This is a genomic window from Xenococcus sp. PCC 7305, from assembly GCF_000332055.1.
Lineage (GTDB): Bacteria > Cyanobacteriota > Cyanobacteriia > Cyanobacteriales > Xenococcaceae > Xenococcus.
Genome location: NZ_ALVZ01000181.1, coordinates 21,535 through 41,121 on the forward strand (window position 1 = coordinate 21,535; position 19,587 = coordinate 41,121).

The 19,587-nt window shown below is 40.6% G+C and carries 19 protein-coding genes and 1 pseudogene; 14 read left to right on the top strand and 6 right to left on the bottom strand.

All coding sequences use genetic code 11. The features are described from left to right. Nucleotides 1–55: 55 nt before the first annotated feature. Nucleotides 56–2,398 (top strand): annotated as a pseudogene (locus XEN7305_RS13465) (bifunctional metallophosphatase/5'-nucleotidase); the annotation flags it as partial. 95 nt (nucleotides 2,399–2,493) lie between these two features. Here the strand turns inward: XEN7305_RS13465 and XEN7305_RS13470 are convergent. Then, the gene (locus tag XEN7305_RS13470) at nucleotides 2,494–3,111 is read right to left on the bottom strand and encodes a cobalt-precorrin-8X methylmutase (RefSeq protein WP_006509999.1); all 618 of its coding nucleotides are present in this window, start codon (nucleotides 3,109–3,111) and stop codon (nucleotides 2,494–2,496) included. 679 nt (nucleotides 3,112–3,790) lie between these two features. Between XEN7305_RS13470 and XEN7305_RS13475 the strand changes: the two genes are divergently transcribed. The 6 genes from XEN7305_RS13475 to XEN7305_RS13500 all read left to right on the top strand — a co-directional run bounded on the left by XEN7305_RS13475 (nucleotide 3,791) and on the right by XEN7305_RS13500 (nucleotide 8,272). After that, nucleotides 3,791–4,744 (top strand): formylglycine-generating enzyme family protein, encoded by a 954-nt coding sequence (locus XEN7305_RS13475; RefSeq protein ID WP_006510000.1) that lies wholly within the window; start codon nucleotides 3,791–3,793, stop codon nucleotides 4,742–4,744. Nucleotides 4,745–4,848: 104 nt separating this feature from the next. After that, entirely contained in the window at nucleotides 4,849–5,595 is a 747-nt protein-coding gene (gene nthB / locus XEN7305_RS13480) for a nitrile hydratase subunit beta (protein WP_006510001.1), read from the top strand. Nucleotides 5,596–5,625: 30 nt separating this feature from the next. Next, entirely contained in the window at nucleotides 5,626–6,246 is a 621-nt protein-coding gene (nthA, locus tag XEN7305_RS13485; protein ID WP_006510002.1) for a nitrile hydratase subunit alpha, read from the top strand. Nucleotides 6,247–6,280: 34 nt separating this feature from the next. Further along, on the top strand, nucleotides 6,281–6,649 hold the full coding sequence (locus tag XEN7305_RS13490) for a nitrile hydratase accessory protein (protein ID WP_006510003.1): 369 nt from the start codon (nucleotides 6,281–6,283) through the stop codon (nucleotides 6,647–6,649). After that, nucleotides 6,627–7,595, top strand: coding sequence for a GTP-binding protein (locus tag XEN7305_RS13495; protein ID WP_006510004.1), 969 nt, complete (start codon nucleotides 6,627–6,629; stop codon nucleotides 7,593–7,595). The genes XEN7305_RS13490 and XEN7305_RS13495 overlap by 23 nt, the downstream gene beginning before the upstream one ends. 23 nt (nucleotides 7,596–7,618) lie before the next feature. After that, nucleotides 7,619–8,272, top strand: coding sequence for a HupE/UreJ family protein (locus XEN7305_RS13500; protein WP_006510005.1), 654 nt, complete (start codon nucleotides 7,619–7,621; stop codon nucleotides 8,270–8,272). A gap of 102 nt (nucleotides 8,273–8,374) precedes the next feature. Here XEN7305_RS13500 and XEN7305_RS13505 read toward each other — a convergent pair whose 3' ends face one another. After that, on the bottom strand, nucleotides 8,375–8,674 hold the full coding sequence (locus tag XEN7305_RS13505) for a 2Fe-2S iron-sulfur cluster-binding protein (RefSeq protein WP_006510006.1): 300 nt from the start codon (nucleotides 8,672–8,674) through the stop codon (nucleotides 8,375–8,377). A gap of 59 nt (nucleotides 8,675–8,733) precedes the next feature. On the opposite strand from XEN7305_RS13505, the gene XEN7305_RS13510 reads away from it, so the two are divergent. The 5 genes from XEN7305_RS13510 (at nucleotide 8,734) to XEN7305_RS13530 (ending at nucleotide 11,975) form a co-directional block, all read left to right on the top strand. After that, the gene (locus XEN7305_RS13510; protein WP_006510007.1) at nucleotides 8,734–9,093 is read left to right on the top strand and encodes a recombinase family protein; all 360 of its coding nucleotides are present in this window, start codon (nucleotides 8,734–8,736) and stop codon (nucleotides 9,091–9,093) included. A 140-nt stretch (nucleotides 9,094–9,233) separates the two neighbouring features. Next, entirely contained in the window at nucleotides 9,234–10,217 is a 984-nt protein-coding gene (locus tag XEN7305_RS13515) for a CBS domain-containing protein (protein ID WP_006510008.1), read from the top strand. Nucleotides 10,218–10,465: 248 nt separating this feature from the next. Further along, nucleotides 10,466–10,801, top strand: a complete 336-nt coding sequence (trxA, locus tag XEN7305_RS13520; protein ID WP_006510009.1) for a thioredoxin — start codon at nucleotides 10,466–10,468, stop codon at nucleotides 10,799–10,801. A gap of 67 nt (nucleotides 10,802–10,868) precedes the next feature. Then, nucleotides 10,869–11,486: a CP12 domain-containing protein gene (locus XEN7305_RS13525; RefSeq protein ID WP_006510010.1), complete on the top strand. Its 618-nt coding sequence runs from the start codon at nucleotides 10,869–10,871 to the stop codon at nucleotides 11,484–11,486. Nucleotides 11,487–11,522: 36 nt separating this feature from the next. After that, nucleotides 11,523–11,975 carry a CBS domain-containing protein gene (locus tag XEN7305_RS13530; protein ID WP_006510011.1) on the top strand — a complete coding sequence of 151 codons (453 nt, stop codon included), beginning with the start codon at nucleotides 11,523–11,525 and terminating at the stop codon, nucleotides 11,973–11,975. Between the two features lie 306 nt (nucleotides 11,976–12,281). Here the strand turns inward: XEN7305_RS13530 and XEN7305_RS13535 are convergent, their stop codons facing one another. After that, nucleotides 12,282–13,136 carry a hypothetical protein gene (locus XEN7305_RS13535; protein ID WP_006510012.1) on the bottom strand — a complete coding sequence of 285 codons (855 nt, stop codon included), beginning with the start codon at nucleotides 13,134–13,136 and terminating at the stop codon, nucleotides 12,282–12,284. 283 nt (nucleotides 13,137–13,419) lie between these two features. Here XEN7305_RS13535 and XEN7305_RS13540 point away from each other — a divergent pair, with 283 nt between their 5' ends. Continuing rightward, nucleotides 13,420–14,106, top strand: coding sequence for a hypothetical protein (locus XEN7305_RS13540; protein WP_006510013.1), 687 nt, complete (start codon nucleotides 13,420–13,422; stop codon nucleotides 14,104–14,106). Nucleotides 14,107–14,121: 15 nt separating this feature from the next. On the opposite strand, the gene XEN7305_RS13545 is transcribed toward XEN7305_RS13540, so the two are convergent. Together XEN7305_RS13545 and XEN7305_RS13550 are read right to left on the bottom strand one after the other, a co-directional pair. Further along, complete coding sequence (locus XEN7305_RS13545) at nucleotides 14,122–15,666, bottom strand: mercuric reductase (protein WP_006510014.1); 1,545 nt, start codon at nucleotides 15,664–15,666, stop codon at nucleotides 14,122–14,124. 66 nt (nucleotides 15,667–15,732) lie between these two features. Beyond that, nucleotides 15,733–16,461 carry a TVP38/TMEM64 family protein gene (locus XEN7305_RS13550; RefSeq protein WP_006510015.1) on the bottom strand — a complete coding sequence of 243 codons (729 nt, stop codon included), beginning with the start codon at nucleotides 16,459–16,461 and terminating at the stop codon, nucleotides 15,733–15,735. Between the two features lie 243 nt (nucleotides 16,462–16,704). Here XEN7305_RS13550 and XEN7305_RS13555 point away from each other — a divergent pair, with 243 nt between their 5' ends. Further along, nucleotides 16,705–17,346, top strand: coding sequence for a LysE family translocator (locus XEN7305_RS13555; RefSeq protein WP_006510016.1), 642 nt, complete (start codon nucleotides 16,705–16,707; stop codon nucleotides 17,344–17,346). A 23-nt stretch (nucleotides 17,347–17,369) separates the two neighbouring features. Here the strand turns inward: XEN7305_RS13555 and XEN7305_RS13560 are convergent, their stop codons facing one another. After that, nucleotides 17,370–19,400 carry a bifunctional diguanylate cyclase/phosphodiesterase gene (locus tag XEN7305_RS13560; RefSeq protein WP_006510017.1) on the bottom strand — a complete coding sequence of 677 codons (2,031 nt, stop codon included), beginning with the start codon at nucleotides 19,398–19,400 and terminating at the stop codon, nucleotides 17,370–17,372. Nucleotides 19,401–19,587: the final 187 nt, after the last annotated feature.

Consider the following 19,587-nt stretch of genomic DNA (forward strand, 5'->3'; position numbering starts at 1 on the left):
CAGTAAGTTAAGAGAGATTTATATTTTTTTGTTTTAACATTTTATGGATGAACTCTTCACTCTACAACTACTTCATACAGCCGATCAAGAAGCTGGAATTGCTGCCTTGGAAGATGCACCCAATTTTAGTGCCGTACTCAATGCTTTGCAAGATGATTTTGATAACACTCTAGTTTTGTCTGCCGGCGATGCCTATATCCCTGGCCCTTTTTTCTCCGCCAGTGAAACTATATTTGGCGGACAAGGTAGGGGTGATATTTTAATTCAAAATAAGTTGGGATTTCAGGCGATCGCGTTCGGAAATCATGAGTTTGACCTCGGCACTGGAACTGTTGCCGATATAATTCAAGCAGATACCGAAAATAACTATGCAGGTGCTTTATTTCCCTATTTAAGTGCCAATCTCGACTTTAGCACCGATGAAAATCTGGCTCCTTTAGTTACTGCAGATGGTCAAGAAGCCAGTGCCATTACCAACCAAATTGCTGGCAATACGATCATCACCGTCAACGAAGAACGCATCGGGGTCGTGGGGGCTACTACGCCAACTTTAGCTAGTATCAGTTCTCCTGGGGATGTCACCATTAATCCGCTGGAGTTTGACTCGACTAATCCCGAAGATATGGCGGCGTTAGCAGCTGAAATTCAGCTTTCGGTAGATGGTTTGTTGGCGGCGAATCCTGATATCAATAAAGTGATTGTGCTGGCTCATATGCAGCAAATTTCTATTGAGCAACAACTGGCAGAATTACTGACCGATGTTGATATCATAGTGGCGGGAGGCTCTAATACTTTACTTGCTGACGACACAGATCGACTGCGGGCAGGAGATGAGGCTAATGGAGTTTACCCAATTCTGACAGAAGCTGCTGATGGCAATGCGATCGCGATAGTCAATACCGAAGGAAACTATAAATATGTCGGTCGCTTAGTCGTAGATTTTGATGCTGAAGGTTTGATTATCCCAGAAAGCATTGACCCCAATATCAGTGGAGCTTATGCCACAGATGAAATAGGAGTAGCTGCAGTTGGAGGAACGCCCGACCCCGAAATTGTGGCAATTACCGATCAGTTATCAGAGGTTATCGCTGCAGTTGAAGGTAATATCTTTGGTAGTACCGAAGTCTTTCTCAACGGTACTCGTGGTGATGTCCGAACACAAGAAACTAACCTAGGTAATTTAACTGCTGATGCAAATTTAGCTCTAGCACAACAGATAGATGATAGTGTCGTCATTTCGATTAAGAATGGCGGCGGAATTCGCGATGACATTGGAGAGATTATTGTGCCTGCTGGAGCAACTAGTCTTAATGACTTTATCAAAGCCCCACCAGCAGCCAATGAGTTGGCCGGAAAAGAAGCAGGAGAGATTTCCCAACTTGATATTGCTAATAGTCTGCGATTCAATAACGAGTTAACTTTACTGACTCTTAGTGCTCAAGAACTGTTAGATGTTATTGAAAATGGAGTTTCCCAAACCGAAGATGGTGCAACCCCTGGACGTTTTCCCCAAGTAGGCGGCCTGAAGTTTAGTTTTGATGCGACCCGCGAAGCAGGAGACAGGGTGATTTCCCTTGCCGTAGTAGATAACAATGGGACAATCATCGATACTGTAGTGGCTGATGGGGAATTAGTTGGCGATGGCAGTCGTACTTTCCGCGTTGTCACCCTAAATTTTCTTGCTGATGGTGGTGATGATTATCCTTTCCCCACAGGAGAATCTGCTAATCGAGTTGATTTGGTCACGGAGGATTCAGACAATCCCACTCCCGAAATTCGCACTGGAGCAGCGACTTTTGCTCCCGATGGTTCAGAGCAAGATGCTTTGGCTGAGTTTTTGGCTGCCAATTTTGCAGAAACTGCTTTTAACTTGGAAGATAGTGATTTTGAACTGGATAATCGGATTCAAAATCTTGCTTTTAGGGAAGATACTGTCCTAACTGAACTTGATACTGATATATTTCGTTTTCGTGGTGAGATCGCTGGCCAAGCATCTTATCTATATGCGGGAAGTGATGAAGCTGAGAGTATTCGGGCAAATTTTGCTGATACTTTCACCGAAGAAGGTTTTGCTCTCACCGTATCTGCCAAGCCTCAAGATGGTCTGATTGATTTATATCGTTTCCGCAGTGAACAGGGAACCTATCTTTATGTGGGAGAGGATGAGCGTAACAGCATTAACAATGATCCCAATTTAGCGACTGTTTTCGTAGAAGAGGGTCGAGCCTTTTCAGTTTATGGTGCGGGTTCAGGAGAGGCAACGGAGTTTTCCCGTTTCCGCAATCTCAATAGTCCCAATAATTATCTGTATGCCGCAGGCACGGAAGCTGAGTCGATTCGTAATGATTTCGCCAGTACTTTTGTGGATGAAGGAGTTGCTTTTGAATCTGAAATTTGACGAGCTTTGCTCTTGAGGGCAGAAGGCAGAGGGCAGAAGGCAGAGGGCAGCAGTCCTGTCTTCTGCTTTTTTACAAAGTTTAAATTTATCAGTTATCAAAGATATTCTTGGGCTAAAATTAGTAGAGCATTTATAATTGCAGCCGCCACAGGAGAGCCTCCTTTTCTTCCTTTAACCAGAATTTGCGGCACATTCACTTTGGTTAATGCCTGTTTCGATTCGACGACAGAGACAAAACCCACAGGCACTCCAATTACTAAAGCAGGAATCTGCGCAGAATTATTCATGCGATCGCATAAGGCCAACAATGCGGTGGGGGCATTGCCAATAACATAAATAGCTTCGGGATATTCTGCCCAACATTTTAATAATCCTGTTTCGGTGCGGGTTTTACCAGGGTCAGCTACTGGGGCTTTGCTAATAGCAGCAATAATGGGATTTTGAAATGTTTTACCGACTAAGGTGGCAATTCCCTGTTGCACCATTGTGACATCAGTAACAATTGGGGCACCCGCTTGTAAGGCTTTAATTCCTGAAGCGATCGCATTAGGACTGCATTGAAGTAAATTAAGATAATCAAAATCGGCTGTGGAGTGAATAATTCTTCGCGCGATCGCATATTCAGCTGCACTCAAACCATGCTCTCCCACTTCCGCATCTATAAGCGCAAAACTTTTTGTCAAAATAGGATGATTTAAATTCTCATTGCTCATTAATTGTTTTTCTGTTGTTTTAATGCTTGAATTTTCTGAACCAAAGAAACACAATGGCAGAACATTACGGCTCGACTTATCGACGCCTAGTTTATCAAAAATCTGTTGCTCGTGAAGGAAAATCTTAATTCTATGTAGGGCTTTACTATCAAGACTATTCAAATCATGCAGACTTTAAGAGACAATTATTGAAGCAGAAAATTTTCATTACATTGTTGATTTACGCCCAAAGATAAACGGTAATAGGTGCCCATAAAAAGTCTACTTCTTAACTTGTTTAGCTTTCGTTTACGCCCCTTATAGATTGCATATAACATTATTTTTACATAAAAATACATTTATGTATCATAAAGTACATATTTTCGCGTATTTTCATTATTTACTGAAATATATCAAAAAAGCACTCCTTTGTCGGCAAGAATTGATTGACAATGCTTGCGGTCTTATATCTAGTGGTATAGATAGTTTCTACTACCATTACTTGTTTGTGGTCTTTTCTTATTTCCTTAAGCTAAATCAATAGTTATCAATTCATCTCATGAAAATATTTTTCCCAAGGATGTATTGCTAGACCTTGAATGATAGTAAATGTGAAATTTAGAAAGTATTAACCCCAATTCTTGTTGAGTGTTTTCCAAGATTCTAAATAAAGACATATCACCATTAAACAGCTGCAAAAATGCTCAAAATAAAGAGACGCAACTTTTTTAAATTGGCAGGTTATGGAGGAGCAGGTTTCGTCACGGCAGTTCACAGAAATCAAGCTCTTGCTACTGTACCTGAGGCTGAGATATCAGATTTGCCTAGATTTGATTTTGCGACTATTCAAGTCAATCGCCTGGGTCGAGAAAAAGAACATACTTATCATAATGCCAGGCTCTATATAGAGAATTTAGACGACTTCCAAACTTTGTCTTTGGTGTCTATTCCCCAAGGGGAATTTATCATGGGTGCCTCTGCCCAAGAAAAAGAAAGTAGCGATCGCGAACGTCCTGTTCATAAAGTCAAAGTTGCAAAATTCTTTCTTGGCGAATATCCCATAACTCAAATCCAATGGAGCAAAGTCGCGAAGCTTCCTCAAATTAACCTCAAGTTACAATCAAATCCATCTCATTTTAAAGGTGACAATCATCCTGTAGATAGTATTTCTTGGTTGGAGGCGACAGAGTTTTGCGATCGCCTATCTGCTCATACAGGAAAGCAATACCGTTTACCGACAGAAGCGGAATGGGAATATGCCTGTCGAGGAAATACGCAAACCCCTTTTGCCTATGGCGAGACTTTAACTAGTGAATTGGCCGACTATGCTAGTAACTATGTCTATGCTTCGGAAGAGGGAATTGCCTACCGCAAAGAAACAACAAAGGTTGGTAGTTTTATACCCAATGCCTTCGGCCTATATGACTTACATGGCAATGTTTGTGAATGGTGTGCCGATCCCTGGCATGAAAACTATCATGGTGCGCCGAACAATAGCAAAGTTTGGGCTCAAAATGGCCATCAAGCCTGGCGGACTCTTCGAGGTGGTTCTTGGGCAAATAAGCCATCCCAATGTCGTTCAGCCCATCGTTCTGGCTATCCTGAGCATTTATTAAATAGAGTTATCGGTTTTCGGGTGGCTATGGATTTATAAAGTCAAACGAAGGCAGAAGGAAGATGGCAGACGGCAGAAGGAGGTTTTTGCCGAAAAGAGACTTGCCACGTCAAAATCAACAATCAGCATAGATAGTAAACAGCATGAAAATACAGCATAATATTGCAGGTATCGAAAACCTGGGGGAAATTGAATTCCAAAAGCGAGTTTTTGTTATGCCTTGGGAAGAAAGAATTTTCGGTATTCATGTGGCGATGATGGCCTTAAGTAGTCATTTAGATACCGATTCTGTCCCCGACTATTCGATAAGTACAGTCCCGACAACTTTTAAAAGCACCTGGACTTGGGGACATCTCCGTATGGGAGCAGAAGGGATGAACCCCTTTGATTACTTCAAATTTCGCTATTACGAAAAATGGTTAGGGGGAATTTCTGGCTTTTTCATCGAAGAAGGATATATTACCGAAGAAGAACTAGACGCGAAAACTGCACTCTATTTAGAAGATGGCAATTTGGACAATGCACCCTTGCCTGATAAATTGGAACCCGCGATCGATGAGCAGGTAATTAAGTACCTCAGAGAAGGCGATTCCCCGGAAAGGGATATTGCGACTAAACCCAAATTTGCTGTAGGAGATAAGATTCGCGTCAAAAGTATCCCACCAACAGACCATACCCGTTTGCCAGGAAATCTCCAGGGGAAGATTGGCATTATTGATGTGGTTTACGATGCTCCTTATACTTACTTTTTCCCAACTACAGATGGGTTGGGTAAGCCGATGCCCGTTTATAACGTTAAATTTGAAGCCATTGAATTATGGGGAGAGATGGCAGAGCCAAATAACGTTTACTACAACGATTTATTTGAAACTTATCTAGAAGCTGCATAACTAATCAAACAGATAAACAATTAAACTAGTATGACTAAATATGACGGTTTTGGTTACGATAGCGATCGCGAAATCTACAGTGCTGCCCGCGTTCGCGCTTTAGAATCACTCCTGATTGAAAAAGGAGTTATTTCAGGAGAAACGGTAAACAAAGTTCTCAATTATTTTGAGACGGAAATGGGTCCTTTTAATGGGGCAAAAATTGTGGCTAAGGCTTGGAGCGATCCTGAGTTCAAAGCCAAATTGTTAGAAGACTGCAATGCGGCGATTTCCGATATTGGTTTGCCCATAGGAATGTCTGGAGCAGAAGGAGAGCATATGAAAGTTGTCGAAAATACGGCGCAAGTGCATAACATAGTCATCTGCACTCTTTGTTCCTGTTATCCTTGGCCAACCTTGGGTTTACCTCCCTATTGGTTTAAAGACCCGACATTTCGAGCGAGAGCAGCTAGAGAACCCAGAGCGGTACTACAAGAATTTGGTGTGGAATTACCTGAAGACGTAACTATTAGTCTTTGGGACAGTAGTGCACAGATTCGTTGGTTTGTGCTACCGGCCAGACCTGAGGGAACAGAAGGGATGAGTGAAGCTGAACTAGCTAAACTGGTAACGCCAGAAGCCATGATGGGTGTAGCTCTAGTTTCGGCCTAAACTACAAAAAATTGTCTACTATCGATTAATTACAATGCAATTAAGATTTGAACATTTTGCCGCAACTAGCCTGCTCGGTAGCGAAGAATCACCCCCAAGGAATAATGGCGAGTTGCAATTTGCTCGTGACTGGGAAGGTACCGCTTTTGGTATGGCCCTCGCATTGGCCAAGAAAGGTCACTATGAATGGGAAGACTTTCGTCAGGAGTTAATTGCTTCTATTGAAGAATGGGAATCAGAACATGAGCGTGACGATCCCAGTTGGGATTATTATCAACGCTGGCTAATCGCTTTGGAACGCCTGGCAATTGAATCGGAACTGATTGATCCCAAAGAATTGGAACAGCGCACTGCTGAAATAATTTATTGTAAACAGGATGATGAGAAGGAAAAGACTAACTAAAATCCCCGTAACTGTCTTAACTGGCTATTTGGGAGCGGGGAAAACCACTCTGCTAAATCATATTCTGACTCAGGAACATGGCAAGAAAGTAGCTGTAATTGTCAATGAATTTGGTGAAATTGGGATTGATAATCAATTGGTTGTCGATTCCGATGAAGAAATTGTGGAGATGAATAATGGTTGTATTTGCTGTACTGTGCGGGGAGATCTAATTCGCATCATCAGTAAATTACTGGAGCGCCGTGATAGTTTCGACCATTTAGTCATTGAAACTACCGGCTTAGCCGACCCAGCCCCAGTTATTCAATCTTTTTTTGTCGATGAAATTTTATATAAACAGACAGAACTAGATGCTATTGTCACTGTTGTCGATGCAAAATACGTTCACAACCATTGGGAAAGCAATGAGGCTCAGGAACAAATTGCTTTTGCAGATGTCATTTTGGTCAATAAGATTGATTTGGTTAGTGATCCAGAAAGAGAACAGTTAATCAAAAAAATTCGTAGCCTCAACGCGATCGCAAAAATTCAGTCTACTCAAAACTGCAATATAGACATTGACTTTGTTTTGGGAATCGGAGCTTTCGATCTTAAAAATGCCCTCACAATCGACCCGCAATTTTTGGATGAAGACGCCCATGAACATGATCAATCTGTCGCTTCTGTCGCGATCGCGAATGAAGGAATTGTTGATGGTGTGAAACTAAATAAGTGGCTCAATCAATTAGTTCAGGCGATCGGGCAGGATATTTTTCGCATGAAAGGCATCCTTAATGTTGATGATGAAGATCGCAGATTTGTCTTTCAAGGAGTTCATATGACCTTGGATGGCAGACCGGGAAAACCCTGGAAACCGACGGAATTACGCAATAACGAATTAGTATTTATTGGCCGCAATCTCAACGAAGCTGAGCTATTATCCGGCTTTCTAACATGTTTAACTTAGTGGTGAAATAGAGGAAATAAAACATGAAATCATTGAAGCAGAATTCTTATTTACGCAAAGTAGTATTAGCTTTTATTGCTATCCAACTATTGATAACAGCTCCAGCTTTGGCTCATCACCCTCTTGATGGAAGGCTTCCCGCCAATTTCTTCGAAGGCATCATGTCGGGTTTTGGACATCCAGTAATTGGTTTCGATCATCTAGCTTTTGTAATTGCTAGTGGTTTGCTTGCCTTGAAAATAACAGGAGGAATTTTAATACCTATTGCTTTTGTGCTCGCCACAGGTATTGGTGCTGGCATACATTTGTTATCAATTAATTTACCTATTCCGGAAATAGTTATCGCGGTTTCAGTGGTCTTGTTTGGCATCTTATTGACTATTAAAAGTCAACGCAAGAAAAATTTTAATTATGGATTGAAAATTTCTGGACTAGCTGGATTAGCTGGAATATTTCACGGTTTCGCCTATGGGGAAGGTATTTTTGGCGCAGAACCCACTCCGATGTTTGCTTATTTGATTGGCTTTATCATGATTCAGCTAGTAATTTCTCTCGGAATATATTTTATTGCTAATAAAGCTCGCATAATTGTATCAGCTAAGTATTTAATTCCTATATTAGGTGTAGCAATTGTATCTACTGGGATAGTTTTTCTTTCTTCGGCATTAATTGCCTAAAATCATCAATATAATTCTTTTAACCAAGATGGCACCCCGTCCCAATTCTCAAAGGAGTAAGGGCGGGGTGTTTAAAGGCCCGGCAAAGTGCAGACAGATAAATTAGTAAAGTTCGTCTTCTTGATGAGTCATAATAGTACAGTCAGAGGTCGGAGAAGCTACACAGGTAAGAACAAATCCTGCGGCTAGCTGCTCGTCATCTAAAAAAGCTTGATCGGATTGATCTATACTGCCTTCGATAAGTTTTCCGGCGCAACTAGAACAAGAGCCAGAATGACAAGAAATAGGCAAGTCGATATCTTGTTCTTCTGCTGCATCGTAGATGAACTGATCTTCAGCTACTTCGATAGTGGCATTGATGCCTTCTGCTTCATTGATTAGCTTAACTGTGTAAGTTGCCATATTGTTTATAAGTTTATCTTGATAAAATACAATGAGATCATTGTTTATTGGGTTTTGAGATGAATACAGGAAATCCAGAAATTGACCCTGTATGGGAACGCCTAGAGAGGGGACGACAAGCAAAAGCAGCACAGGGGGGTTATGCGGGTTATGGCTCGCCTGCCTTTGGTCAGAAAGCAGTTAAGGGAAAGTTAGTAGACGATCCGACTGAGCAAGAAATCATTGAGTTGATTCGCCGTCATCATAAATCGGGGAAATCGTTGCAGAAAATCGCTAACTGGCTCAATGAACACGGCTATAGGACTAAGCGTGGCAGTAATTGGCAGAAGATTTCTGTTAAGCGGGTGTTAGATCGGCTTTATGGCAAAAATCCCCGAATTCAGGTCAAGAATCCTACTAGCGCTTCAGATCTCAAATAACCTTTGTTGCACCCAAAGCACTGTTTTCAAGTCCATACAATCTACTATTGCGTAACATCTCTCTTATCATAAACCCTAAATGCCTCAATGTGAAATAATATATGGAATGAAGGATTTTTCTCGTAACATTTCTCTTGAGGATGGAAATTGTGGAAGTGAATCGCAACTTGTTTGCCACACCCGATTTAGAAACGACAATCGACCGTAACCCTCTTATTATTACGCCGGAAATTCCCTTACTCGAAGCGATCGCTATCATGAGTCAGGCTCAAGGTAGTAGCTGTGTTTTATCTGACCAAGAGATGTCTGTAGAGGAAAAGTCTGGTCATCAGTTACGTTCTAGTTGTGCCTTAATTCTCAAAGATGAAAAAATCTTGGGCATCTTAACTGAAAGAGATATTGTTAAGCTGACAGCTTCGATGACCTCCTTTGCCAATCTTACCGTCACCGAAGTTATGACCCATCCGGTGGTCACCCTTAAAGAAGATAACTTTTCTGATATTTTTGCCGCACTATTTTTATTCCGTCGCTATCAAATTCGCCACTTACCTTTAGTCGATGACAATGATCGGCTTCTCGGGGTTATTTCCCCTGCGACAATTCGCGATGCGATGCGACCCGCAAATTTGCTGAAATTAAGGAGAGTTTCTGATGTCATGAGTCGCAACCTTGTCACCGCGACTGCCTATCACTCGATTAAAGAAATCGCTCAACTCATGGCGAGAAATCGGGTTAGTTGTGTTGTCATTGTCTCTGAAGATCCAGAAAGAGAAATTAGACACCCTATAGGAATCATTACTGAACGGGATCTTGTAAAATTCCAAACGTTACAACTATCTTTAGATCAAATCGCGGCAAAAGAGGTCATGAGTTCACCCTTATTATTGCTTGGCCCAAAAGATTCTTTATTAGCTGCCCATCAAATCATGAAATCTCAAAAAATTAGACGATTAGTTGTGTCTTGGAACTGGGGAAAAGAGCTAGGAATCGTAACGCAAACAAGTCTTTTGAAAATATTTGATCCGATGGAGATGTACACGGTAATTGAATCTTTGCAGCATACAATACAACAGTTGGAACGGGAAAATCAGGAATTATTAAATAAAGTTAGGCTTAGCGAATAATTTTTAGACCAAAGCTCTAACTGAATAGGTAATTAGAAAATAGCTCTGGGAAATCACAACAGTCGAGCTGATTATAGAAATTTACTTCACATCGAGGTCTTTAAAGTTTATGATAAGAGAGATGTTACGCAACATCTAGCTCTTTGTCTTTTGCACAAAAGCTTACAAGACCAAAAAGGTAATAAAGATTTGGAAGCGCAAAACTGTTCATTATCAAGACAATTTAACAAAATATTTAGGTATTAATTATGTCAACAACTATCAAAGCGGAATATGCTCAAGGAGCTCAACTTAAGGAGCTAATTAATCAAGGAAATCTCGTTGTGGTTGACTATACAGCAACTTGGTGTGGACCTTGCCGTTTGATTGCTCCTCTTATGGATCAACTAGCAGACGAATATCAAGGAAAAGCTCAAGTAGTTAAAGTCGATCTAGATCAAAACAAAGACAATGCTAAGCAATACAACATTCGTAGTATTCCGACAGTTTTAATTTTTAAAAATGGACAAGAAGTAGATCGCGTGGTCGGGAGAGCAAACTATGAACAATTTAGCAATGCTCTAGAGAAGCAGTTGAGACTATAGCTTTGAACTCTTAGAAATAAATACAATGAGATAAGTTAATAATAATTCCCAAAAAACTGAGACTTAAATGCTTAGAGTAAGAGATATCATGACGACGAGTGTCGTAACTATTAGTGGTTCAGCCACTGTGGCGGACGCAGTAAAAGTCATGAAAGAAAAAGGATTACGAGCTTTGATTGTGGAGCCTCGTAGCGATCGCGATCCCTATGGCATTGTCACCGAAACTGATGTGATCTATAAAGTAGCGGCCTATGGCAATGACCCCAAGAAAATGCGAGTGTTTGAGATTATGACTAAACCTTGCATTACAATGCAGCCAAATTTAGGAGTAGAATATGCGGCTCGCCTGTTTGCTAATACTCGAACTCGTCGTGCGCCTGTGATTGAAGGAAAACTTTTGGGTATAGTTTCCGTTAGTGACATTCTCAGAAAAAGTGATGTTGCGGAAGAACAAGTACAGCTTTTCCTTGAGGATCGCATTGACGCTGCCAGAGAAGATGCGCGGGAAATATGTGCGGCTAAAGGGAAAACTTCTCCTGAATGTGCTGCGGCTTGGGACATTGTAGAAGAACTGCAAGCAGCAGCTTCCCATAAGCGCCAGAGCAAAGTAACTCCCAACAACTCCTTGCAAGAATATTGCGCTGCCAATCCCGATGCTCCAGAATGTCGGATTTATGAAGACTAATTCCCAAATTATTTTGACCTTGAGGAGATGGCAATTATGATGACAGCCCAAGATATCATGACGACTAATGTTGTAACTATTAGCGGCTCAGCCACTGTAGCCGAAGCAGTAAAAGTCATGAAGGAAAAAGGATTACGAGCTTTGATTGTAGAGCCTCGTAGCGATCGCGATCCCTATGGTATTGTCAGCGAGACCGATATTATCTATAAAGTAGCGGCCTATGGCAATGACCCCAAGAAAATGCGAGTGTTTGAAATTATGACCAAACCTTGCATTACAGTACAGCCAAATTTAGGTGTAGAATATGTAGCTCGCCTGTTTGCTAATACTCGAACTCGTCGTGCTCCGGTGGTCCAAGATGGTTTAAAAGGCATTATTTCGATTAGTGATCTCATGCATAAAAGCGATTTTGTCGAAAGTCCAAAAAGTGATTTTGAACTATATTGCGAAGAGAATCCTAGTGCATTAGAAGCTAGGATATATGACTAGTAGCGCTGTGCGGAAGTAATAGGTAATAAGTAATGAGTAATAAGTCTTGATACATCAGCTTTTTGCTCTTCGTTGATAGATAGCTTATTTACGCCTGCGTCTACTGGATTGTGCAGTGCGATCGCGCTTTTAGCTGCGATCGCGCAGTATTAGGCTTCGCCTGATCTCTCCTGAATAAATTAAGCCAGTAATAACTTGATATTTGTGCTTCTTGAGAGGTTCTTCAAATTCATTAATCTAGGTTGGTTAGACAGGTTTTACCCATAATAAAAAATAAGTGTTTGGGTAATCAAATTGGTAATCAATTTATTTATATCTAGTAATAAATTCCTGAATAATTTGAAATTTTTGTTGTCCGTATTCAACATTGATAAACTCTCCAATAGGATAATCATAATCTGGATTAAATTGTAGGATGATATATCCATTAATAATATTTTTAGAGTCATCTGTCTCTAACCTAATTTGATTTATTTGATCAAAGCCATATTCCTTAATAATATTTGGTTTAAATATTTTACTTTGAGAAACTAACAAAGTTTTATTAATGCCATCAAATTCGTAAATAGTTTTCATTGGCATAGTGACAACACCTTTTATTATGCTGAATATTAATAATAAGGGAATAAAAAGAGTAAAAAATCCCAATATTAATAACTCTATCCAATTAAGACTGCGCTCTACTGCTAGAAATTTGTTTTTAAGCTCACCTTTAATGAATTGATTAATTTTGGCAAGTTGTTGAGATGGCTTAAACCAATTTTGAGGTAGTATATATTTAAAATTAACTAAAGCAAAAGAGCTACTAGGATAATAATAGGTTTTCTGAAAGCCAATAATTTTAAAATATGGAAAATTGGGATTAGTTTGAAGAGCAATGACACTACTTTTACTAAATAAAGACTTATTTGCCTTCCTAAGATTGTTAATGCTTGTTTGAGTTAAATGATGATTAATTAGCGATGATTCTTGTAGAACACAATCAACGTGATTAAAAGTAGTCTTGTGACAAATTAATGAAGAATCAATATAACTAAAATACACACACCAAATCAGCCAAGTAATCAAAAATACTAAACAAAGAAAATCACTAACTAACTTTAAATTAGGATAAGAAGTAAACTTTAAATTTGCTTCACTGATTTTAATAAATTTAATCATAGCGATAGTTAAGTTTCGCGCAAAGAAACAAGGAGTCTTCAGATGTCAGTATTTCACTTATATTGAGACTAGAGCTTTCAGCGATCGCAACTCATCAAAGCTTTCCCTGCTCTACATCCTAGTTTGTTGTCACCCCATCAGAAATCTTATTATAGAAAATAATCACGCCTGAAAATAGTGATTCCCCTCATTAAAAAGTATAAATGCCTTGAGAAAGAAATGTTCGGAGGCATCATAATACTATTTACCGACTATCGTCATAATCCTCAAATCACTTTTCCCCATGACCCCAGAATCAGAATCAGAAATTTTAGCATTACGCACTAAAGGTTTAACCTCCAAGCAGATTGCCCGTAAATTAGGACTAAAAGCATCCCAAGTTAATTCTGTGATTAAGCAAAATGCTGAACAAATAGCGATCGCCAAGGGAAAATCAGGAGAATTAGCGCCAATTGCCGAATGTTTGGTCAATGCTGGCTGTGCAGGGCGTTTGTTAAATAATCAGGAGCTTGACGAGCAGGGTATCGGCGGGTTAGGAATGGTTTTGGTGGCAAGAAAAACAGGCTATAAGCGTTTTGTGATTTGCAGTTATTTGATTGATTATTGGTGCTTGGGACTAAAAGACACCATAGGTGAACGAAAAATGGATGATGTCCAATATCGACAATTTATTGAAATGGCCTTTCAAGGATTTCCCGAAGGTTATCAAGAGATTACCTTAGAACAAGCACAGGCAATTGTCTATGGCGCGATCGATTATGCTGCCGGGTTAGGATTAAAACCCCATAAAGATTTCCAGAAAACCGAAAAACATTTAGGTACTTGGAACAACCAACTAAAATTAACTTTTGGTCGTGAAGGAAAGCCCTATTTTATGTCAGGGCCTTACGATAATACAAATCAAATCATGCAGACTTTAACCAAGAATGTTGGCGAAGGAAATTTTCATTACACGATTGGTTTAGAGTGAGCATTAAAAAAATACTTAAGAAAATTTTGTTAGCAAACCCAATAACTTCTTGGTCTTGGGGGTCAATAAAGTTCGACGGTAAGTATCCGCAGCTTTTTTAATGGCTTCAGCTTGAGTTGGATAGGGATGAATCACACTCGACATTTTACTCAAACCTATTTTATGCACGATCGCCGTGGTAATTTCGCTAATCATTTCCCCCGCATGGCGAGCCACAATAGTCGCCCCAATAATTTCATCAGAACCTTTCTTATGGAGAATTTTAACAAAACCCTCAGTCTCTCCCTCTGCTAAAGCGCGATCGACATCATCAAAGTCAATTTTGATAATATTACAATCAATTCCGTTCGCCTGCGCATCTTCTTCATACATTCCCACATGGGCAATTTCAGGGTCAGTATAGGTCGCCCAGGGCATAACCAAATCACTAAGTTTATACTTACCAAAACCGAAAGGAGAAAACAGCGTATTTTTGAGAACAATCCGAGCTGCGGCATCGGCAGCATGGGTAAACTTCCAATTCATGCAAATATCCCCCGCTGCATAAATTTTCGGATTACTGGTTTGTAAATTGTCATTAACAATTACTCCTTTTTTCGGATCATATTCCACACCCACAGCTTCTAGATTTAAGCTTTCCACATTCGGTTGTCTGCCAGCCCCTGCCAAAATCTCATCCACCACAATAGATTCTGTTTGACCATCACAATTAAAGCGAATTTCCTTGCCTTCGGGGGTTTTTTCCACACCTTCCATTTGGCAGGATAAGACTAATCTAATGCCATCTTTAATTAAAGCCTTTTGCACAATTTCCGCTGCATCGCGATCTTCCTTGTTTAAAACATGATGCCCACGATGAAACAAAATAACCTGAGAGCCCAACCGCTGAAAAGCCTGAGCCAGTTCACATCCAATAGGGCCACCACCGATTACCGCTAATGTTTTCGGCGCTTCGGTCAAGGAAAAGACTGTTTCATTGGTCAAATAACCTACATCTTCGATACCAGGAATTCTGGGTTTGACGGCTCTAGCACCCGAGGCAATGACAGCTTTTTTAAATCTAAGTTTTTGTCCGCCGACGGTAATGGTTTGATCACTATTAAAATGACCTTCGCCAAAGAACATATCAACCCCAGCTTTTTTGGAACTAATGGCAGAATCCACAGGGCTAATTTTGGTTCTAACTTGTCGCATCCGCTCCATCACCGCGGGAAAATCAATTGCCGTCTCCCCAGAAGAACTAACTCCTAAAGGGCCTGCATCACGGATATCGGCAACAGCTCGGGCAGAACGAATTAGACATTTAGACGGTACACAACCGACATTAAGACAATCACCTCCCATGAGATGTTTTTCAATCAGGGCAACTTTTAACCCTATTCCTAAACCGCCTGCACCTTTTGCCGTGACCAGCCCCGCCGTTCCTGCACCGATCACGACTAAGTCGTATAAATCTGCTGGTTGAGGATTTTGCCAATCCGACGGATGAACATTACTCAGTAATTCTTGATTGTACTTATCTAGAGGAGAAATTGTTGTAGCGTGTTCTTGCATATTCATAATTAATTGAAAATTGCTTGTCCTCGAATAGGGGAAAATTGAAAATTTACTGATAACTGTTCACTGTTAACTGTTCACTGAAATAGATTCGTCTAAGGCTTTACGTGCAACTTTGGTGACGTATAGGGTTACGGCAACGGTGGCAATAAACCCAATGATGCGAATTGCCCAAGTAATCGTGGGATTAGTTGGTTGGTCAGCACCACCAATAGTGGCAATATTACCTGCTAGAGAACCTAGGTAAACGTACATAATCGTTCCGGGAATCATACCTACTGAGCCGAGAACATAATCTTTGAAAGCAACTCCTGTGACTCCCAGGCCATAGTTCAGCAGGTTAAAGGGAAATATTGGGGAAAGTCGAGTTAATAAAACAATTTTTAGACCTTCTTGGCCCACTGCTTTATCGATCGCCGCAAATTTATCATTACCCGCAATTTTTTTTGATATCCAACCCCTAGCAACATAACGACCAACCAGAAAAGCTAGGGCTGCACCAATGGTCGCCCCGATAAAAACATAGATAGAACCTAGAACGACCCCAAAGACAACTCCGGCCCCCAGAGTCAGAATCGAACCGGGGAGGAAAGCAACCGTAGCGATAATGTAAATTAGCATAAACGCGATCGCGCCAACTGCTCCCAGACTATCTACCCATTCGAGGGCATTGCGTAAGATGTCCTGGGGATTAAAGCCTCCACTACTAGCTGCTTCCTGGGCATTAGCTGGTGCCACAACCAGCAAAAGTCCTAATATAATCAATAATCCTAAATTGAAATACTTATGAATTTTCATAGGTTTGGAGATTTTATATCAATAAAATTGTACTCACCAAACTAAAGTTCCCAGTATTACCTGAAAATGAGCTTAGAATTCAACTAAATACGACTTAATAAAGGATGAGGGATAAGTAAGGGATGAGGGATGAGGGATGAGGGATGAGGGATAAGGGATGAGGGATAAGGGATGAGGGACGAGGGATAAGGGATGAGGGATAAGGGATGAGGGACGAGGGATAAGGGATGAGGAAAGAGGGTTATGACCTGGAGCAGTATTTTTGCATTGTTTGGCACGATGTTTGTTTTGGCTATGATCCCTGGTCCTAGTGTCTTTGCTGTGGTGGCAAGATCTATCTCATCTGGATTTACTCATGGCCTGATTACTGTTGCAGGGATCGTAGTTGGCGATTTTATCTTCATTATCTTAGCCATTTACGGTTTATCTGCGATCGCCGAAACCCTGGGTAGTTTATTTATGATCGTGAAATATCTCGGTGCGGCCTATCTCATTTGGTTAGGAATTCAATTGTGGCGATCACGCAATGTCTCGCTCTCAGGGAATCAGCGATCGCATTTGCTAGAGGGGCAAGAAATTAAAGAATTATCTTGGCTAAGCAATTTTATGACTGGGCTGTTGATTACTTTGGCCGATCACAAAGCAATTTTCTTTTATATGAGTTTTTTTCCTGCTTTCCTAGATTTATCTCAAGTTTCCGTTTTTGAGGTGGGGATAATTATGGTTGTTGCTGCGATCGCAGTGGGTGGGTCCAAACTTGTCTATGCCTATCTGGCAAATCGAGCTAGATTTATTTTTGAGAGTTCTAGAGCCAAGAGAAGACTCAATATGACTGCGGGGGCGCTCATGATTGCCACAGGATTTTTTTTAGCGGTCAAAACTTAGATTACCGAGAAATAAACTACTGTCTAAATAGTACTTATTATGGGAATCGAATTAGCAATCAAGCCCTCTGCTTGTTGTTTACTTAGCGGTTTAGCAAAATAATAACCTTGTCCATATTCACAATTCAACAATTTTAATTGTTCTAATTGAAAGGAATCTTCAATCCCTTCGGCAATCACTTCCATCTCTAGCACATGGGCCAGAGTGACGATCGCCTTGACAATGGCATAATTGCCCTTATTAATTTGAATATCTTGGACAAAGGAACGATCTATCTTTAGAATGTCCACGGGAAAAAGATGTAAATAGGACAAAGAAGAATATCCGGTGCCAAAATCATCCATACTCAACTTAATACCTCTATTTTTAATATCCAATAGGGTTTGAGTTGCCACTTCCATATTTTCAATCAAACTACTTTCCGTGATCTCTATTTTGAGATACTCACCCGACAAACCCGTATTTTGAAGAATTCCGTCAATTTTTTCGAGTAATGAGGGGTCTCTTAATTGTTTTCCCGAAAGGTTGACACTGATTTGGAGAGAGCATTTTTGAGGATATAGCTCCTGCCATAATTTCATTTGGTTACAAGCCCTTTCCATGATCCAAGTTCCTAGAGGAATAATCGTTCCTGTTTCTTCTGCCACGGGAATAAATTCGGCGGGAGACACAATCCCTCTCACGGGGTGCTTCCATCTTGCTAGAGCCTCAAATCCAGCAAGTTTACCAGTTTTCAAAGAGTTAATCGGCTGATAATAAATTAAAAATTCTTCTCTTTCAATTCCCCGACGCATATCTGTTTCCAATTGCAAACGGGTAATTGCTCGATCATGCAAGGAACTGTTAAATATTTCATATCTTGCCCGACCTTGTTCCTTCGCGCTATACATTGTCAGATCGGCATCCCTCATAATTTCATCGGGGTTTTCGTAGCCTTCAGAAGATAGGGCAATGCCAATACTCGCAGAGGTAAACAATTCATAACCCTTTAATTTAAAAGGAACACCAAGAGCTAGATCAATTTTTTCGGCAACAGCGATCGCATTTTTGATATTATGAATATTTTCCAGCAGAATTGTAAATTCATCGCCTCCCAATCGGGCCACAGTATCTGTGAAATTGACGGTTTTTTCCAATCTTCGAGAAATCTCTATCAGTAATTGATCGCCTACTAAATGACCTGCACTATCGTTCACCACTTTAAAGCGGTCTAAATCGAGGAATAAGACAGCAAAGACATAATCCGGATGAGCCTTGGCTCTTTTCAGCTCATGATCTAAACGATCCATAAACAAAGCTCGATTGGGCAAACCAGTCAGAGAATCATGTAAGGCATCATGGAGTAATTGCTTCTCCATATGTTTTCGTTCGGTAATATCAACAATCTGATTGTTGAAATGTAATGGTTGACCTTTAGAGTCGCGAACTATGACGACTTTTAGCAAAGCATCTACGATCTGGAGATCCCGAGAAATATATCGAGTCTCGATTTGAAAGTCAGATCCCTTATTTTTTAGCAGTGCTTCTTGTTGAGTCTGATGAAGCTCCAAATCTTCGCTATAGGTAATATCGGCAAAGCTAAGTTTTAATAACTCTTGCTCTTCATAACCGAGAGCTTCACACAAAGCTTGATTAACTCTTTTAAACTGACCATTAATCGCTGTAATTGCCATGCCAATAGGAGCCATTTCAAAAGTCAAGCGAAATTGCTCTTCACTTTTACGCATTGCTAGTTTAGCTAATTTGCGCTGAGTAATATCTTCAGCTATCCCCACAAAGCGATTTACTTTACCCGAGCTATCTCGGATTGGAAAGGCATTTACAGATACCCAGCGGATCGAGCCGTCGGGACGGACAATGCGGTATTCTTCCTGGAATTCATCTCCAGTGCGGAATTGAGTTTCTAGGGTGGCAAGTGCTTTAAAAGAATCTTCGGGATGAATCGCAAATAACCAAGATTGGGGATCTTCATAAAGACTTTCACAAGTTCTTCCCCAAACCTGCTCGTAGGCTGGACTAATATACAGTATTTCATCAGTTTCAGCCGAGATCATGAAAAATACTTCTCGAACATTGCAGCAATTCCAAATTCAAAAATTAAGAAGTATTTGCAGGGATGAAAGGTTCTGGTTCCGCATCGCCGAGCATAAAGTCGAGGAGATGGTGCCAACTTCGGAATAGTAGATACTTGGACAAAGAGAGGATATCTTGAAAAAAGCCTTTACGAGTGCCTCTTTGAAG

What these genes read in the sequence shown, in the direction of transcription:
- XEN7305_RS13540 (WP_006510013.1), top strand. Translation starts at nt 13,420, where the DNA reads ATGACCCCAGAATCAGAATCAGAAATTTTAGCATTACGCACTAAAGGT.
- XEN7305_RS13505 (WP_006510006.1), bottom strand. Translation starts at nt 8,674, where the DNA reads ATGGCAACTTACACAGTTAAGCTAATCAATGAAGCAGAAGGCATCAAT.
- XEN7305_RS13515 (WP_006510008.1), top strand. Translation starts at nt 9,234, where the DNA reads ATGGAAATTGTGGAAGTGAATCGCAACTTGTTTGCCACACCCGATTTA.
- XEN7305_RS13545 (WP_006510014.1), bottom strand. Translation starts at nt 15,666, where the DNA reads ATGAATATGCAAGAACACGCTACAACAATTTCTCCTCTAGATAAGTAC.
- XEN7305_RS13560 (WP_006510017.1), bottom strand. Translation starts at nt 19,400, where the DNA reads ATGATCTCGGCTGAAACTGATGAAATACTGTATATTAGTCCAGCCTAC.
- XEN7305_RS13495 (WP_006510004.1), top strand. Translation starts at nt 6,627, where the DNA reads ATGAGAAGGAAAAGACTAACTAAAATCCCCGTAACTGTCTTAACTGGC.
- XEN7305_RS13535 (WP_006510012.1), bottom strand. Translation starts at nt 13,136, where the DNA reads ATGATTAAATTTATTAAAATCAGTGAAGCAAATTTAAAGTTTACTTCT.
- XEN7305_RS13475 (WP_006510000.1), top strand. Translation starts at nt 3,791, where the DNA reads ATGCTCAAAATAAAGAGACGCAACTTTTTTAAATTGGCAGGTTATGGA.
- XEN7305_RS13470 (WP_006509999.1), bottom strand. Translation starts at nt 3,111, where the DNA reads ATGAGCAATGAGAATTTAAATCATCCTATTTTGACAAAAAGTTTTGCG.
- nthB (WP_006510001.1), top strand. Translation starts at nt 4,849, where the DNA reads ATGAAAATACAGCATAATATTGCAGGTATCGAAAACCTGGGGGAAATT.
- XEN7305_RS13525 (WP_006510010.1), top strand. Translation starts at nt 10,869, where the DNA reads ATGCTTAGAGTAAGAGATATCATGACGACGAGTGTCGTAACTATTAGT.
- XEN7305_RS13510 (WP_006510007.1), top strand. Translation starts at nt 8,734, where the DNA reads ATGAATACAGGAAATCCAGAAATTGACCCTGTATGGGAACGCCTAGAG.
- XEN7305_RS13555 (WP_006510016.1), top strand. Translation starts at nt 16,705, where the DNA reads ATGACCTGGAGCAGTATTTTTGCATTGTTTGGCACGATGTTTGTTTTG.
- XEN7305_RS13490 (WP_006510003.1), top strand. Translation starts at nt 6,281, where the DNA reads ATGCAATTAAGATTTGAACATTTTGCCGCAACTAGCCTGCTCGGTAGC.
- trxA (WP_006510009.1), top strand. Translation starts at nt 10,466, where the DNA reads ATGTCAACAACTATCAAAGCGGAATATGCTCAAGGAGCTCAACTTAAG.
- XEN7305_RS13550 (WP_006510015.1), bottom strand. Translation starts at nt 16,461, where the DNA reads ATGAAAATTCATAAGTATTTCAATTTAGGATTATTGATTATATTAGGA.
- XEN7305_RS13500 (WP_006510005.1), top strand. Translation starts at nt 7,619, where the DNA reads ATGAAATCATTGAAGCAGAATTCTTATTTACGCAAAGTAGTATTAGCT.
- nthA (WP_006510002.1), top strand. Translation starts at nt 5,626, where the DNA reads ATGACTAAATATGACGGTTTTGGTTACGATAGCGATCGCGAAATCTAC.
- XEN7305_RS13530 (WP_006510011.1), top strand. Translation starts at nt 11,523, where the DNA reads ATGATGACAGCCCAAGATATCATGACGACTAATGTTGTAACTATTAGC.